The following is a 16,297-nucleotide window of genomic DNA, read 5'->3' on the forward strand; positions in this document are numbered from 1 at the left end:
ACTGTCAAATTAATGATGTACTTAAAGTCATGCCTACTTATAATCAAAAATAATGAAACAAAAGGAACCTATTGGCACTTGCAGTGCCAATAGGTTCCTTTTTACTATTCTACTGTTGTTTCTAATAAAACCTCAATATTCCCTCTTGTTGCTTTAGAATATGGGCAGAATTCATGAGCTTCTTTCACCAATTGTTCAGCTACTTCTTGAGAAACACCTTTTACATGTGCATGCAGAACTACACCGATTTTAAAACCATCGTCTGCTGGATCTTTCAATAAACTCACTGCCGCTGTAATAGATGACTCAATTTTGTGTTTGTTTTTTCTTGCAATCAGATTTAAAGCTCCATCGAAACAAGCTGAGTAACCTGCTGCGAATAGTTGTTCAGGATTTGAGCCTTCTTTCTTGTTGTTTGGTGACGGCATAACAAGATTCAAATCAATGATTCCATCCTCTGATTTTACTCTTCCTTCACGTCCACCATGTGTTGTTGCTTTTGATGTAAACAGCACTGACATATAATCACCTCATAAATTATATTTAAAATTAAATTGCCTACAATTTAATTTTATATAATTAAATTGTCCACAACTTAATTATATAAAATTAAATTTTTTTCAAGATGGGGGAAGGGAAGAGTCCATCCATCCATCTAATTAAAATAAGATATAAAGCGAAAAAACAAAAAACTTATGGTGAAGAGATATTTGTGAATCAATTCACAAATTTAACCAATCATCATTTCCATTACCTTTCAAATGCATTCCATAATAATAGCTACTTCTCCATAATAATAGATTTATTAATTTTACATCCATCCAATCGAAGCCTTTTTTAACCATCCATTTTTTCCTCAAACTAAAAAAGAACCACCATAACATCATGTTTCTTACGTATGAACAAACTTATATGGATATATTTGAACTATTCAATTCACGGGGATATCTTTACCTAAAAGAAAACGACTATAGCCTACAAATTCCATTATTTACTTTAATGGAATTTGTATTGGCTACAATCGTAAATAGTTCATCGTTAGGGGAGATTGATCAAGCCATTTGGGTTTGAGTCACCTCTTAGAAACAAAAACTTATTCATTATTTAGCAATTTTATGAATAAGTTTTAATAGGCTAAGCTGAACAGTCCTTTAATATGTGACAAATAACGTATGTTACTTGCTTCTTTCATTAGAGTAGCTGGCAGCCCTTGAAGTGGAATTGAGTTGGACCCAATTATAGCAACACCATCCTTACGACCTAGGCTTGCAAGTGTACCTGAGTTAATTGGTGCAAACTCTTTCAATGTTTTGTCTTGTAAGTATGCAAATAGATTGTAACCAACAAGTTCACCCATTTGCCAAGCATTTTGTGCAGTAGGTGAGTATGGACGACCACCTTCTGGAGGATAGACAACAGCACTGTCACCGACAATAAATACGTCATTATGAGAATTAGATTGAAGAAAACGATTAACAGTTGCACGGTTACGATCTACTTCGAGGCCTGATTCTCCAACTAGAGGAAGGCCCTGTACTCCACCAGTCCAAACGAAAGTATTTGCTATGATTTTGCGGCCATCTTTTAAGTCGATTTCATTTCCTTTAACATTTGTTACAGGAAGACCTGTTAAGAATTCAACTCCGCGGGCTTCTAAACTAGTCATTGCACGTTTAATTAATTGATCAGGTAAAACTGGAAGAATTTTTGGACCAGATTCTACGAGCATGATTTTCAATTCTTTAGGATCAACGCCATAGCCTTTAGCAACTTTAGGCATATTCTCAACGATTTCACCAACTAATTCAACGCCAGTTAATCCACCGCCGGCTATTAGAATTGTTGCATCTGCTTCATTTTTCGTTTGAGCAAATTCGCGAATGCGATCTTCAATATGATTGTAAATGTTGTTTGCATCATCAACTGATTTTAACACCATGCTGTACTCTTCAAGTCCTGGAATGCCGAAATAAGCTGTTTGACTTCCCAAACCAACAACAAGGGCATCATAAGTTAAAGTAGAACCATCAGCAAGCTTCAATAGTTTATTGTCTACTGAAAAAGATTCAATCTCTGAAATTTTAAGATCAATATCTTTTCCTTTGAAAAGTTTTTCTAAAGATATAGAAATTGCTTGTTCAGAAATAGTTCCCCCTGCAAGGCGGTGCAGTTCAGTGATGATTTGGTGAGTTGGATATTTGTTAACCACTGTTATTTGTGCGTCAGCTTTATATAAATATTTGCGAGCAGTTAAAGCAGTTAGTAGTCCACCATAACCCGCACCTAAGATGACGATATGTTTAGCCATAATTAATCCTCCGTTCTTATTATTAGTATTATTTATTATCTCGTTCTGCAGTAATTTGTAGAAAAGTGTTTACGAAACGGAATAACTTCTGGGCTTGCGGATCTTTTAACATCTTTAAAAGTCCAAAAAGGCCTATCACTTCGTTGCTTTCCTCAGCACGGTCTTTTGCTTCGATAGCCATTGATGCAATGTTTTTTACGCTGTGTGTTACAGGTTCTAAAATTTCTTGTATCGCTCCAATAGTATCGTTTTTTAGTACTTCATCATTAGCCACAGTTTGAGCAAAGTCATATGACTTCGTCAAAAAATTTACAAGTTCAGTCAATTTTGGAAGCTGATCGACCAACATAGTCAATGACTCCTGAACCTCAGGTTTTAATAGCCGTTCAAGGATATCAAATTGTTCTAGATTTGCTGACAAGTTTAGTGTTTCTTGTTTAGACTTTGTTTGAGTAATTATTTCTGCCATTTCTAATTCTCCTTTGCGTATAGTAATAATTTTATTTATAAGGAGCTAAAGAGACACCTTTCCCATGGAAACATTGGAATAGCTAACGGTTTAAAATATTGTGAAATTTTTCACAAATAATCCCAAAAAATTTGGCTGTGAGAATATAAAGACCTCACAGGATTCCTACCGTAAGCAGGATTACATATATGTAACGAATTAGTGATTCATTCTGTGACAAGCGGTCAAATTAGATTTAAATTTGATACGAATATCAAAACATGCTCTTTCTAAATAATAGATACTCAGGATAATAGTCTTTTCTAATACTCTTTGTACGTGATCCATGTTTAATAGGAAATGTTTTGCACAAATTTAAGAAAAATACTTTAATTTGTCACAAAATTGTATCTTATCTCGTTATATTTATAGCCCTGCTACGAATTAGTGAATTGTTGAAATAGAATGGAAGTGAAGAGATGAAAGAACTGTACGAAAAATATAAAATGTTGTTGTTTAAACTCGCCTACCAACTGACAGGATCGGTTACAGATGCGGAAGATGTTGTCCATGACGTTTTTTTAAAGTTATATGACGTACCGCCGGATAAGTTGGGTGAACCTAAAGCCTATCTTTGTAAAATGGTAACGAATCGGTGTCGGGATTTACAAAAAACAGCTCACAAGAGGCGAGATCTATATTTTGGAGATTGGCTTCCTGAACTTCTTTCTAGTTCTGAAGAAAATTCAATAGATTCGGTCGTCTGTGACGATCGATTGTTTTACGGGATGCTTCTGCTAATTGAAAAGCTTACACCGACCGAGCGTGTCGTTTTTGTCCTTCGTAAAGCACTTAGCTTTGAATATCATGAAATAGCTGAACTCATAGAAAAAAGCGAAGCGAATTGCCGCAAGTTGTTTAGCCGCGCAAGTGCAAAGATGAAGCTTAGTTCTAAAGAGGAAGTTCATTCTGAAGCCGCTTCTCAAGATTTAGTTCATTATTTATTAATAGCACTCAAACAGGGGAACCTAAATCAAGTCCTAGCTATGATCAAATTGTTGTACTGGTCTCAGATGGGGGAGGCAAAGTATTGGGTGCTGGTGAACCAATTGAAACACGAGATCATGTTGAAAAGTTTCTGTTTGGCCATGTTACGCAAGCATCAATGATTGATGGAATATCAGATATCCAATGGAGATCGTAATAGCAGGGGATGATTACCTTCCATTATCTTGTAAATACCTTAAAAGCTTAAAGGGCTAGTAAATAGCCATTTAAGCTTTTTTATTTTTATTTAGAAAGGGGTCTTGTATCTCCTTTCTTAAACTCTTTTACGTACATAAAGAAAAATAGTTCAATGAAATAAGCTTCTTCAAACCTTTTTTTCGTATGCTTTCTTTTTGACGGCTGAAAGGGTCCATAAGAAAAGAGGGATACCAATACCACAAACAGGGAATACCACAGCTGTCCAAAATTCGTCGAATAATGTAAATGCTGATACACCAGGAATCAAAATAGTGATTATAGCGATCGCAGGCGCGCCGAACCAAATAATTTTTCGCCAATCTTTTACATTAATCCAATTTGCCATTTCATAACTTGCAATAAAAAAATAAAGGGAAGCTTGGGCAATCACTCCAAAGATCCAAATAAACATCAAAAAGATATCAGCGTTTTGAATGAAATTTAAAATATCAATCGTTCTAACTGCCGAAAAATAAGGAAATCTTAATTTGGTTGATAAATTCGGCCCAAAGACCAACAGGACAATAAGGGTGGCAGTAAAGATTACGAAAATAGTAATTCCTACGCCTAAGATGGATTTTGAAAGCACTTTTTTTGTGTTTTGTACAAAAGAAACGATAACCAATAAGACGAACGGACCTGAGAACCAATAAGCAGGAGCAATTGATCCCTTCAATATGTTCATCCATTCGGAATCAGCATAGAAAGGTAGTAAATTATGCAACTTTAAGTTTTGTACAATTAAAATGAAACTAACAATCATCGTAAAAATAATTAAGGGCCCTACTAGTTCACAAAATCGTCCAATTCCCGTTATGCCTGAGGTATAGGACAAATATGTCACTAAACCTATTGAAAGCAGTATGATTAACCACAGAGGAGTTCTGTTAAGAAGTATAAGATGAATAAAATCTGCAAAGGCACGCAGTAACACAGCAGTTAAAATATACCAGGAAACCAAATAAGGAAGGACAATCAGTCTTCCTAACCATTTACCTAACAATGCCTGGCTAAATTGAAACAATGTTTGGTTGGGGTGGAGAGTACATAGATGAACAACCAAAAAAGTTAAAGAAACACCTATAATGCCCCCAATTATCATAGAAAGCCATGCATCCTGTTTTGCCACTTGGATCGCTGGTGTAATTCTTAATCCGATCATTGCCCCAGTTTCAGTGGTTACAATGATCCACACCAGTTGCGTTCCTGAAAGCTTCATAGATTTTTGCCCACTCCTTTTAGAAAATCAATACTAGCAGCCTGAATGAAATTTAAGGCTTATTCGAGGACGAATTAGTTATACCCGGATCATTGATTTGAAGGTCTACTTTGACCGAAACATCAACAGTAGGAAATGTCTTGGCCCAATTTCTCTTTAAGGTTTTCCACTTTTGAGGATATTGTTGATGTACACTTTCACCAAGCCCGAAGATGTCCATTTTATATTTATTTTGAACCTTTTTGACAAGTAGTTTTGCAGATTTCTGTGTCTTATGACCAAGTTCATCTTGAATAAGCAAAAGATCCTTCCGTTTGGATGGGTCTAGTTTTGTATTGTTTTCGATAATAGTTCCTTCTCCTATGAGATGGATGTCAGCTTGAATTCGTTCATCGACTTTTTTCACCCGAATCCGCCGACCTAATTTTTCTAATCTTAAACTAACGTTTCCATCCCCTTTGGGAACATATGAAGTGAGTGTGAAATTTGTTAGTCTGTCAGTGATCCAAGTTGCATAATAAGATTCTTTTCTATTTAAGAATCCCACCAATTTCACACCATCATCTTTATTTAGTATGGCAGACCCAGAATAACTAAAGTGTTTTGTGGAATTTAAACTAACTGCAGGTAATAGAGGCTGTGTTCCATCACTCATTGTATCCGCAATAAGCTCACGGGCTAGATACGGTTTGAAACCTAATGCTGTTTGCTCTTTCTCAAGTGCCGTTGAAATGTATGGCTCAAACATTGGCTCATCTGAAAATACGTCTTTCGCATTTCTGTTTTTTACCACGTATATTAATGACTGCAAATGTGATTGGGCATTTCGAAGGAACGGGTCGATTGTTTCACCAATTCCATGTTCTGCCATTCTTTGTCCGATAAGAAAGATTTCTCGATGCCCTTGGAATACAACTCGGGATAGTTTTGCCTGAATGTTCACAATCGCCTCTGTAACGTTAGTACCAGTAGCACTTATTACATGAAAGCTTTGATTTTTTTCTCCCCCACTCAATTCTCCGCCACTTGCAACCCCCGTTGGTACAACTATTAGAGTACTCGCTTCCAATTTTCCGTCTTTTGTCAAATCTAGCCCATTTCCTGTGACATATGAGAGTTGATCCGGTTCCTTAAGGTTCCAACATCCGGTTGTGATCCATAGTTGTAAGAGAAATAGTAAACAAAGTTTAGCAGTACGTTTCATGAATGATCCCTCTCATTTTTTACTAGCCTTCGCGGCCATCGTATCAACACATCCTTAAGCCCGTGCTTGTTAAGCGGAGCCAACGGGGAAAGGTAAGGAGTCCCAAATGATTGAAGATTAAGAAGATGAATGAAAATCGTACAAATCCCAATCGATGTTCCAAAAAGGCCAAATATTCCAGTTAGAATGAGTAAAGGGAATCTTAACATGCGTAAGGGGAAACCGAAGCTATATCGAGGAATAATAAACGATGCAATTCCAGCAGCCGATACGACAATGACAATAGGTCCGGAAATGATTCCCGCACTAACAGCTGCTTCCCCGATGACCAACGCACCAACTATACTTACAAGCGGACCTATTTGCTTTGGCAAACGAATTCCAGCTTCCTGTAAGCCTTCAAATATGAACTCCATTAATAAAATTTCAATCACTGTCGGAAACGGTGCCCTTTCCCGCAGTGCAGCAATATTCAACATTAGTTTGGGCGGAACCATTTCCGGATGATAGTTGGTTAATGCAATATACAAGGATGGTAAAAGAACCGATAAAATGGTAAATATATAGCGAACCCATCGAATCATCATTATAAACAAGAAGCGTTGATGGTAATCATCTGGTGCCTGAACTCCGGCCCAAAACGTCATGGGAGCGATAAGTGTAACAGGGGTTCCACTGGTTAATATCGCCACTTTCCCCTCAAGTAATCCAGCGGCAACAACGTCTGGACGCTCACTATTCATGATTTGGGGAAAGGGGGAAAAATGATTTTCTTCAATGGATTCCTCGATAATCCCCGATTCAAGTACCCCATTCATTTGAATCTTTTTAACTCGATTAAGGACTTCATCGACGACAGATTTTGAAGCAACTCCCTCAATATAAACAACAGCTACGTCGGTTCTTGTCAGTTTTCCGATTATTAATTCTTCAATTTTCAGGGTAGGGGATGCAATAATCCGGCGGAGCAACGTCGTATTCGTTCGCAGATTCTCTGTAAAACTTTCTCTTGATCCGCGTAGGGCTGGCTCTAAGATAGACTCTTGTATACTTCGAGTTTCAATTTTTTTAACATCAGCTAGTAAAGCAATACTTTCTCCATCGATAAATAAAGCAAGATTCCCTTTTAAAATAGCTTCAGATATATCATTTACGCTCGAAACTTTCTTCGTTTGTAACACAGTAAATCGATCCTGCTCCAACATCTCTGAAACACTATCAACTGCCCCAAGACCTTGAGGCAAACCAGCGTACATCAATGGTTCTAAAATGTTAGAAGTGACAATATCTGTATTTACCATTCCGTCAACATAAATCAAGAAAAGCTTCGTTATGCTTTGGATCTTAATTTCACGAAACTTAATATCAGAACTACGATTAAATATCTTTTTAAACGTTTCCACATTTTCTAGAATATTCTTTCCGATATTTTTATCCATATTTTCGGCAGAAAGATTTGAATTGGATTTACCTTCGTTAATTTGTTGTGTGTTTCCAAACAATCCCATCATCTGTCCTACCTCACGTTTTTAATTTAGTTATTCCCTATTTAAACTAAATATACTTTCTTTAAATCTCTATCAATTTTTTCATAGGGAGATAATAAAACCTAAGACACTTCTCCCACCTATACTTTTCAAGTTAGGAAAGGAGATACAAGAGCCTTTCTAAATAAAAATTAAAAAGCTTAAACTGCTATTTACTAGCCCTTTAAGCTTTAAAAATATTTATAAGATTCTAAAAAGTAATCATCCTCAACTATTACTATCTCCATGGGCCTTATTATTGCTCCATTCTGATAGATTTCATTATATATATCTGCTTGTGTGTGTGTTATAAAAAATTATTTCATATCTCTACATGTTTCAGCTTGTCTGGGTTCCGGATAATATATATGTTGCGAATCATATTATTTTCGACATGAATCATCCCAACTGTGTGAATACCTTCGTTTGAACGAAGAATAAGAGCAGGTTGACCGTTAATTTTACCGATTTCAATATGTGAAATTCCATCAACCATGGACGCTTTACGAAATCCACCAAACAGAAACCTAACAACTCGATCCCGTGCTAAAATTGGTTTTACAGCAGCTGATACCTTGCCACCTCCATCTGCGACAAGTACAACATTTTGATTAAGCATAGATAGGACCTGATTCAGGTTCCCCTGTTTGAGTGCTATTATAAAATCATGAACTAAATCTTGAGAAGCAGCTTCAGGATGAACTTCCTCTTCAGAATTAATCCCCATCTTTGAATTTGCACGGCTGAACAATTTGCGGCAATTCACTTCGCTTTTTTCTATGAGTTCAGCTATTTCATGATATTCAAAGCCAAGTGCTTCACGAAGGACAAAAACGACACGTTCCGTTGGTGAAAGCTTTTCAAGTAGCACAAGTACCCCATAAGACAATTCATCGTCACGGATGACTGAGTCCATTGAATCCTCTTCAGAATTAGAAAGGGGTTCAGGAAGCCATTCTCCAAAATATTGTTCTCGCTTCTTGCGAGCTGTTTTTTGTAAATCCCGACATCGATTCGTTACCATTTTACAAAGATAGGCTTTTGGTTCACCCAACTTCTCCGGAGGTACGTCATATAATTTTAAAAAAACATCATGGACAACATCTTCCGCATCTGAAACCGATCCTGTCAGTTGGTAAGCGAGTTTAAACAGCAGCCTTTTATATTTTTCGTACAGTTCTTGCATATTTTCACTTCCATTCTCATTCTACAATTCACTAATCCGTAGCATGGGCTTCATATAAAACGAGCTGAGGAGCAATTTTGTGACAAAGTATAGTATTTTTTTTAATAAATTTTTAACATATATAACATTTCCTACTACATTCCAAATATGTATACCTTAAAAATATTATGAAAAAAAGGTTAACCTGATAGTTTTGAAAAAAAGAAAGAGTATTTTCTTAAAAATTCATTTAATTGACACCATGTCACAGAATGAATCACATAGTCGTTGTATAGGTGTAGATGAAGAGGTAATGGAAGCAGTATGACAAAAGGTTAGCTGCTTCTAAAAGTTTAGCTAATACTTCATCTGAATTTAAACAAATATGAATCAAGGGGGAGTGTAAATAGCAGGAAAGAGTAGGGATAATTATTGAATGAGAAAGAACCAATCTAATTCTAATTGACTACTTGTCACAGAATGAGTCATTTAGTCGTTATATATTTGAAGGCAAATGTAGGTGAAGATGACAGCCGGATAAGCTACTTTTAATTCGGGAATAATCTTTCCTGTTTGATCTTCTAGTCGTATATTTGCAGGTACATGTTTATATAGTGATTACCAATAATAAGGAAAAGAGAGGTATACCAATTATGACTAAACGTATTAATTATATGAAAGAATCACCAGAATTTTTTAAAAAGTTGATGGGACTTAGCATGCAAGAGAAGGAAAGTTCAATTGAAGAATCAATCCGTCATTTAGTTCACATCAGAGCTTCACAAATGAATGGATGTGGTTTTTGCTTAGATATGCACGTTAAAGAAGCTAAAATCCATGGTGAAAGAGAGCTGCGTCTTTACCACACCCCAATTTGGCGTGAATCAACACTATTTAGTCCACGTGAGCGTGCGGCACTAGCATGGACAGAGATTTTGACAAAGCTGCCTGAGCATGGTGTACCGGATGACATTTATGACCGTGTTCGTGGTCAGTTTTCAGAAAAAGAGTTATCAGATCTTACCTTCTCAATTATGACCATTAATGCTTGGAACCGTGTTAATGTTGCTTTTAAAACGGAACCAGGAACAGCTGACCAAGCCTATGGATTAACAAAAGCTGGCCTAAGCTAACAGTTATATGAGGTAAATGTGAAATGGATCAAAAACAGAAAAACCGATATCTTTAAGGATATGGGTTTTTCTGTTGTTCTGATATTAATATCTACTTAGTGAAACAATCATAAGTATTCATATATGAATTTTAAATGTTCGAGTTACTCGAGATAACTCTTCGTAATAATATCTACATTCTAATGTATTGCTGCAATGTGCCCCTCCTGACTTACCGTCAAAGCGACTATCTTCATAATTAAAACTGAATACGCTTTTGTGAAAACGTATGTTGTATTCCTAGATAAAAGTAATTAAAAAGAAAAAGCGCAAAGGAAACCTTTACGCTTTTTTGGTGATCTTTTTTAAATAAAATTCAAAAATTAAATCGATAAGGACGACAATGGTTGAACGTGCAGACAGATCATATCCTGCATAACTGATACGCTGGACATCTGCACTGATGTTATTTCTGGCAATCTTCGAGAGGGTGCTTCCTGCCGAATTGGTAATGGCCAAGGTATCGACATTTTTATATCGAATCTTCTCGGCGGCCTGGACAATCGTTTTCGTTTCACCACTGGAAGAAATGAAAATGATCAAATCATTTGTCTGGACCATGTTGACCAGTAAATCGATAATATGTGATTCATACACATAGGAAGTCGACTTATTTACTTGCATGAGGAGCTTGCTAAAGTATTCACCGAACATTTTGGATAAACCAACAGCGACAATCGTTACTCGGTTTGCCCTTGATAGCTGCTCGTTTATCGATTCTAGCTTACTAACTTGGAGGGAGGAAAGTGTATGATTCATGTCCTCCCGGTAGCGTTCCAGCATATTATCATGGATCGGCCGTTCCTCTTCATCCATACTCTTAAGGATACATTTGAATTGTGAAAAGCCCTCTAAACCAAGCTTACGGCACATCCTGATAATCGTCGTCGTGCTGACATTATTCGCCTGAGCCATGGTTGTGAGCGATTGTTGTTTAGCTGTCTTAAGGTTGTTTTCTACATAATAAAGTACATGCTTTTCTGCATAGGTCAATTCACTGATGTATGCAGCGAACCTATCAATGATCTTTCCCATTGAGATAACTCCTTTAAATAATCAATTCGTGTGTATGGTACATAAGTTCTTTGCAAAATATTAATGTTATGTACTTGCTTAAGTATAATTGTACGCATTATGTACAATCAAGGCTATACTCTCTGTGTTAAAACTATGGTGTAAGGGATTTCAACTTACCTATAAATATTTTATATAAAGGGGTGTACAGCCTTGGAATTAAGAAAAATGACGCAAGAAGGACTCATCTTTCTAGATGTGAAGCTTTCTTCAAAAGAATCAATCATTGAAAAATTAAGTGGTGCTCTTTTTGAAAGGGGTGCCTTAAGCTCTAAAGAAGAATTTATTAAAGCAGTCATGGAACGGGAACAGGTTTCAGCTACAGGACTAGAAGCTGGCTTAGCGATTCCGCACGGAAAGTCAAAGGCAGTGAAAAAAGCGGCTTTCGCAGTAGCTCGTTTAAAGGATCCGGTAAACAAATGGGAAAGTATCGATCCGAACAACAAGGTTAAGCTGGTGTTTTTATTAGCTATTCCTGAAGAAGAGGCGGGTTCGACTCATTTAAGATTATTGTCTGAGCTTAGTGTGCGTTTAATGGACAGCAGCTATCTCAACCGCTTAATGCTAGCGAAAACCTCAAGTGAATTTATGACGGCATTGGATCAAAAAGATGAAAAAGCTGCACAAAATCAAGATTATGATAAAACAGTCCTTGTCATTACAGCCTGTGCTGCTGGGATAGCTCATACCTACATGGCTGCAGAGGCACTTGAAAAAGCAGGCCGTGAGATGGGGGTCCGTGTTGTTTCTGAAAAGCAGGGCGCTAATGGAATTGAAGATGCTCATACAGCGGACTTAATTAAACAAGCGGATGCGATCATTTTTGCGACCGATATTGCTACGAAAAATAAAGAGAGATTCAAAGGGATTCCTTTTGTTCAGACACGTGTAGCTGACCCGTTGAAAAATGCAAATAGCTTAATCGACCGTGCGTTAAATCGTCCGGATGGAAAAGTAACTGTCGATGAAAATGAAGTTAGAACTGAAAACAACCGCCAGAAGCAAGGTATTCTTGCTGAAATGGCTCAAGCCGTCTTAACAGGTATTTCTTATATGATTCCGATTATTGTTGCCGCAGGTTTGATGATCGGTATTGCGAAATTAGGTTCAATGCCTTTTGGTCTTGTAAATGAAATTAGCGATATTAAATATGCCACTCATTCTAACGAACTATTTGTGATTCTTCATCACCTTGATAAATTTGGCGGGTTGATCTTTAAGTTCATGTATCCTGTCTTTGGTGCGTTCCTAGCGTATGCTTTAGCGGATCGTGCTGGTATTGTCTCAGGTTTAATCGGTGGTGCATTTGCTGCAGGACTTCACTATACGTTCTGGGGAATTGAAGGCGGTATCCCATCTGGTTTCTTAGGAGCACTAATCCTTGGTTTAACAGCTGGTTATCTATCTAAATTCTTAAATGAAAAAATTAAGCTGAGCAAAAATCTACAGGCGATGAAGCCGATGTTGATTATTCCAGCGATCACGGTATTATCGATCTTTTTACTCAATTTTTATGTGATTGACCCTGTATTTGGCGGTTTGAACCTTGCACTTCGCAATTGGATTGAAGGAGCTCAAGGCTCTGGTGAAATTGGATTATCAATTCTGATTGCAGCAGCAACGGCATTTGACCTTGGCGGACCGATTAACAAAGCCGCAGGTGCGATTGCGATTGGACTAGCCGCGGATCAAATTTTCCCATTAACACCTAGGGTATTATCGATTGTCATTCCGCCAATCGGTCTTGGCTTGGCAACGATTATTGACAAATATGTGGTTGGACGCCGAGTGTTCGATGAAAATCTGCGAATTACAGGTAACACATCATTATTGCTTGGTTTTATTGCGATTAGTGAAGGGGCGATTCCATTTATGCTCCGTAATCCAATCATTACGATTCCAATTAACATCTTAGGTGCGATTCTTGGCTCCGTTACAGCTGTGATTCTTGGTGCAGTTCAATGGTATCCACTTCCAGCGATTTGGGGCTGGCCGCTTGTTGAAGGAATCTGGGCTTACCTAGGCGGCTTAGCAGTCGGTACATTGTTCATCGCTTTCGCGAATATCTTTATTCGCTTGGCATTGATTAAAAAAGCAGAACGCAACGGAAAAACTTCTAAATTATAGGCTATGTTGATTTTCCGCTCCAATCAACATAGAAGCAAGATTAACAATTAGCCCTAACATGAACCAAATTTTAAAAAGAGAAGAGTGGGGGTTGAACCTCTGGAGAAATTCAGGTCGTTTAATCCCCATCCCCATTTACTTTGAGGAGGCTTACATCCATTGAAGAGCAAACGTGTTTATGTCGTACCTCATTCCCATTGGGATCGTGAGTGGTACTTTACAATAGAAGATTCAAATGTATTATTAGTTGAAAATCTTGACCATCTAATCGAGGTTCTTGAAAATAATTACGCCTATACGGGCTATGTGTTTGATGCCCAATCTTCGATTATTGATGAATATTTAAAGGTCCGCCCAGAAAATCGAGACCGATTCAGCAAGTTGGTTCAAACAAGAAGAATTCATGTCGGACCATGGTATACCCAAACAGATTCACTGCTGGTTAATAAAGAATCCATCATTCGAAATCTCCTTTACGGAACAAGAATTGCAAACGATCTTGGCCACAGCATGGAGGTAGGCTATTTACCAGATATCTTTGGACAAAATGCCTACCTGCCGTCCATTTTTAATGGCTTTGATATCGAATATAGCGTTGTGCAGCGAGGGATCTATACCGACCAGCTGAACAACGATTTGAATTTTATCTGGAAATCACCGGATGGACAGTCGGTCAAAGCGAATAATATATATTTTGGTTATGGACCAGGAAAGTTTTTGGAAGCAAGTGATGCTTACCTTGAGGAACGATTGCTCCCGATGCTTGAAAAGATAGCTGCGTTGAATCAAAACAGTGATCATCTCCTGCTTCCAGCAGGCGGTGACCAAGTCCTAGTTAGAGAGCATTTTCCTGAGACGGTTAATCAGTTAAATGAGAAGGACCCGAATCATGAATACGTCCTATCAGACTATGAAACGTTTATGAAGGAAACATGGACTGAAGATGCTCCGTTTACCAATGAAATCAATGGTGAATTGATTGCATCACAAAAATCACGGATTCATAACACAATTCGTTCGCAACGCTATGATATCAAAAAGCTCAATTATATGGTAGAAAACAAAATTATCTATATCCTCGAGCCGCTTGCGATCATCGGGCAGCAGGCTGGATTAAAATATCCACAGGAATGGCTGGATATCATGTGGAAACAGCTATTTGATGTTCACGCTCATGATAGTATCGGCGGGTGTAATTCGGATGATACGAATCAAGATATTATCCACCGTTTAGAAAAAGTAAATCGGATTTGTGATGGACTGATTAATATCATCAAAAAGCAGTTGACAGAGGCGATCAGTAACGAAACAGGCAAAGAGAATGTCCTAGTTTTATTCAATACAATGCCAAGAGAGTTTAGCGGAAGCATGGAGAATGTTCTTTTCACAAAGGCTGAAGCTTTCCAAATTAAGAATTTGATGGGCGAGATTATACCATTCGATATCATTAGTCAAGAGTATTTAAGCGGTGGTAAGAAGATTGTAGTTACAGCCGAGGGGGAGAAAGAAGTAGAGGTACCTGGTTATTACCGCACAGTGGTTGAGTTGCAAATAACTGATGTACCGGCAATGGGTTACCGTACTTGCACGGTTGAAGAAACCCATGGAGCTTTATCACTGTTATCACCAATAGAATCAGGAGTAATAGAAAATGAAATGTTTTCGATTGTATTTGAAAATGGCTCCGTTACTCTGTTGAACAAACCTTCAGGAAAAATCATTCCTGCCTTCCTGAAGTTTGAAAATGTTGCGGATTCAGGTGATTCCTATGACTTCTCACCGCTTTTAGGTGATGAGCCAAATTATTTGAAAACAGCTGAACTAGTGAAGGTAGAAAAAGGTCATTTTATACAAAAAATGACCCTTCTACACGATGCGGAGGTTCCAGCTGATTTAGATGAAAGCAAAAAGGGCGAACGCAGCAAAACCTTGATGATTACAACAGAATTGGAGGTGAGGGCCGGTGAAAAGTTTGTCCGCGTCAAGCATCATGTAGACAATCAAATAAAGGATCACCGTGTACGGGTGCTGCTTAACAGTTCTGTTGCAAGCCCAAGATCTTCCTTTGCAGACCAGGCTTTCAGTATTCTAGAACGGCCAGTTGACAATCCTTACCTAAATAACTGGCGTGAAAATAAGTTTGCTGAGGCGCCGGTTCCAATTTATCCATTAGAGAATTTTGCGGGTGTTACGGATGGTACTTCGGTGTTTGCCGCCATCACAAAAGGTATGAAAGAATATGAAGTTCTCCCAGAAACAGGCACACTTGCACTAACGTTGTTCCGCAGTGTCGGCTTGCTTGGAAGGGATGACCTCCTATGGCGTCCGGGCCGTGCTTCCGGGATTAATAATAAAGTGGTCTATACACCAGATGCACAAATTCAAAAACAGTTAGAATTTGAATATGCCTTGTATTTTACCGCAGGTGCCCTGAATGAAAAAGAGATATTCCAAGCGGTGGAAGAATTCCAAGGGCGTTATGCTGTGTATCAAAAGCAAAGCCTTAATACATTTGAAGAGCGACTGGAGCGATTTGAAATACCGTATCCTATAAAGCAACTGCCGGACCAGGCTTCGCTTTTCGGATTAGACAATAAAAAGATATTCTTGAGCAGCTGCAAGCGCGCGTATGAGGATAAAAGTGTAATCATCCGTTTATTTAATCCGACAGATCGATCAGAAGACGTAATATTAGAGCATACTTTTGAAGAAGTCAGCCTGACGAACTTATATGAAAGGGAATTAGAGAAATTGAACGGACCTGTAACAGTCCCAGCCAAAGGCTATGTTACATTAAAATTACGTTAAA

At 37.9% G+C, this 16,297-nt stretch carries 12 protein-coding genes; 4 read left to right on the forward strand and 8 right to left on the reverse strand.

Features of this window, described 5'->3' with window-relative positions:
• Window positions 1-104 precede the first annotated feature (104 nt).
• From ACE198_RS13000 to ACE198_RS13010, 3 genes are all read right to left on the reverse strand, one after another.
• Complete coding sequence (locus ACE198_RS13000) at window positions 105-521, reverse strand: organic hydroperoxide resistance protein (RefSeq protein WP_375375813.1); 417 nt, start codon at window positions 519-521, stop codon at window positions 105-107.
• A 605-nt stretch (window positions 522-1,126) separates the two neighbouring features.
• Entirely contained in the window at window positions 1,127-2,308 is a 1,182-nt protein-coding gene (locus tag ACE198_RS13005; protein ID WP_375375814.1) for an NAD(P)/FAD-dependent oxidoreductase, read from the reverse strand.
• A 28-nt stretch (window positions 2,309-2,336) separates the two neighbouring features.
• Window positions 2,337-2,777, reverse strand: coding sequence for a DUF1641 domain-containing protein (locus tag ACE198_RS13010; protein WP_375375815.1), 441 nt, complete (start codon window positions 2,775-2,777; stop codon window positions 2,337-2,339).
• A 458-nt stretch (window positions 2,778-3,235) separates the two neighbouring features.
• On the opposite strand from ACE198_RS13010, the gene ACE198_RS13015 reads away from it, so the two are divergent.
• A complete protein-coding gene (locus ACE198_RS13015; RefSeq protein WP_375375816.1) occupies window positions 3,236-3,925 on the forward strand; it encodes a sigma-70 family RNA polymerase sigma factor in 690 nt (229 codons plus the stop codon).
• 203 nt (window positions 3,926-4,128) lie between these two features.
• On the opposite strand, the gene ACE198_RS13020 is transcribed toward ACE198_RS13015, so the two are convergent.
• From ACE198_RS13020 to sigJ, 4 genes are all read right to left on the reverse strand, one after another.
• Window positions 4,129-5,220: a GerAB/ArcD/ProY family transporter gene (locus tag ACE198_RS13020; RefSeq protein ID WP_375375817.1), complete on the reverse strand. Its 1,092-nt coding sequence runs from the start codon at window positions 5,218-5,220 to the stop codon at window positions 4,129-4,131.
• Between the two features lie 52 nt (window positions 5,221-5,272).
• A complete protein-coding gene (locus ACE198_RS13025; RefSeq protein WP_375375818.1) occupies window positions 5,273-6,424 on the reverse strand; it encodes a Ger(x)C family spore germination protein in 1,152 nt (383 codons plus the stop codon).
• Window positions 6,421-7,935 (reverse strand): spore germination protein, encoded by a 1,515-nt coding sequence (locus tag ACE198_RS13030; protein ID WP_375375819.1) that lies wholly within the window; start codon window positions 7,933-7,935, stop codon window positions 6,421-6,423. The genes ACE198_RS13025 and ACE198_RS13030 overlap by 4 nt, the downstream gene beginning before the upstream one ends.
• Before the next feature lie 337 nt (window positions 7,936-8,272).
• On the reverse strand, window positions 8,273-9,136 hold the full coding sequence (gene sigJ / locus ACE198_RS13035) for an RNA polymerase sigma factor SigJ (RefSeq protein WP_375375820.1): 864 nt from the start codon (window positions 9,134-9,136) through the stop codon (window positions 8,273-8,275).
• Window positions 9,137-9,768: 632 nt separating this feature from the next.
• Between sigJ and ACE198_RS13040 the strand changes: the two genes are divergently transcribed.
• Window positions 9,769-10,248: a carboxymuconolactone decarboxylase family protein gene (locus ACE198_RS13040; protein WP_375375821.1), complete on the forward strand. Its 480-nt coding sequence runs from the start codon at window positions 9,769-9,771 to the stop codon at window positions 10,246-10,248.
• Window positions 10,249-10,569: 321 nt separating this feature from the next.
• On the opposite strand, the gene ACE198_RS13045 is transcribed toward ACE198_RS13040, so the two are convergent.
• Window positions 10,570-11,322, reverse strand: a complete 753-nt coding sequence (locus ACE198_RS13045; protein ID WP_375375822.1) for a MurR/RpiR family transcriptional regulator — start codon at window positions 11,320-11,322, stop codon at window positions 10,570-10,572.
• Window positions 11,323-11,514: 192 nt separating this feature from the next.
• Here ACE198_RS13045 and ACE198_RS13050 point away from each other — a divergent pair, with 192 nt between their 5' ends.
• Both ACE198_RS13050 and ACE198_RS13055 read left to right on the forward strand, forming a co-directional pair.
• On the forward strand, window positions 11,515-13,488 hold the full coding sequence (locus tag ACE198_RS13050) for a fructose-specific PTS transporter subunit EIIC (RefSeq protein ID WP_375375823.1): 1,974 nt from the start codon (window positions 11,515-11,517) through the stop codon (window positions 13,486-13,488).
• Window positions 13,489-13,647: 159 nt separating this feature from the next.
• A complete protein-coding gene (locus ACE198_RS13055; RefSeq protein WP_375375824.1) occupies window positions 13,648-16,296 on the forward strand; it encodes a glycoside hydrolase family 38 N-terminal domain-containing protein in 2,649 nt (882 codons plus the stop codon).
• The last annotated feature ends 1 nt before the right edge of the window (window position 16,297 follow it).

This window comes from Neobacillus sp. KR4-4 (assembly GCF_042136325.1).
Taxonomy (GTDB): Bacteria; Bacillota; Bacilli; order Bacillales; family Cytobacillaceae; genus Neobacillus.

Excerpts from the sequence above, each read along its gene's own strand:
- ACE198_RS13000 (WP_375375813.1), bottom strand. The coding sequence starts at position 521 with ATGTCAGTGCTGTTTACATCAAAAGCAACAACACATGGTGGACGTGAA.
- ACE198_RS13005 (WP_375375814.1), bottom strand. The coding sequence starts at position 2,308 with ATGGCTAAACATATCGTCATCTTAGGTGCGGGTTATGGTGGACTACTA.
- ACE198_RS13010 (WP_375375815.1), bottom strand. The coding sequence starts at position 2,777 with ATGGCAGAAATAATTACTCAAACAAAGTCTAAACAAGAAACACTAAAC.
- ACE198_RS13015 (WP_375375816.1), top strand. The coding sequence starts at position 3,236 with ATGAAAGAACTGTACGAAAAATATAAAATGTTGTTGTTTAAACTCGCC.
- ACE198_RS13020 (WP_375375817.1), bottom strand. The coding sequence starts at position 5,220 with ATGAAGCTTTCAGGAACGCAACTGGTGTGGATCATTGTAACCACTGAA.
- ACE198_RS13025 (WP_375375818.1), bottom strand. The coding sequence starts at position 6,424 with ATGAAACGTACTGCTAAACTTTGTTTACTATTTCTCTTACAACTATGG.
- ACE198_RS13030 (WP_375375819.1), bottom strand. The coding sequence starts at position 7,935 with ATGATGGGATTGTTTGGAAACACACAACAAATTAACGAAGGTAAATCC.
- sigJ (WP_375375820.1), bottom strand. The coding sequence starts at position 9,136 with ATGCAAGAACTGTACGAAAAATATAAAAGGCTGCTGTTTAAACTCGCT.
- ACE198_RS13040 (WP_375375821.1), top strand. The coding sequence starts at position 9,769 with ATGACTAAACGTATTAATTATATGAAAGAATCACCAGAATTTTTTAAA.
- ACE198_RS13045 (WP_375375822.1), bottom strand. The coding sequence starts at position 11,322 with ATGGGAAAGATCATTGATAGGTTCGCTGCATACATCAGTGAATTGACC.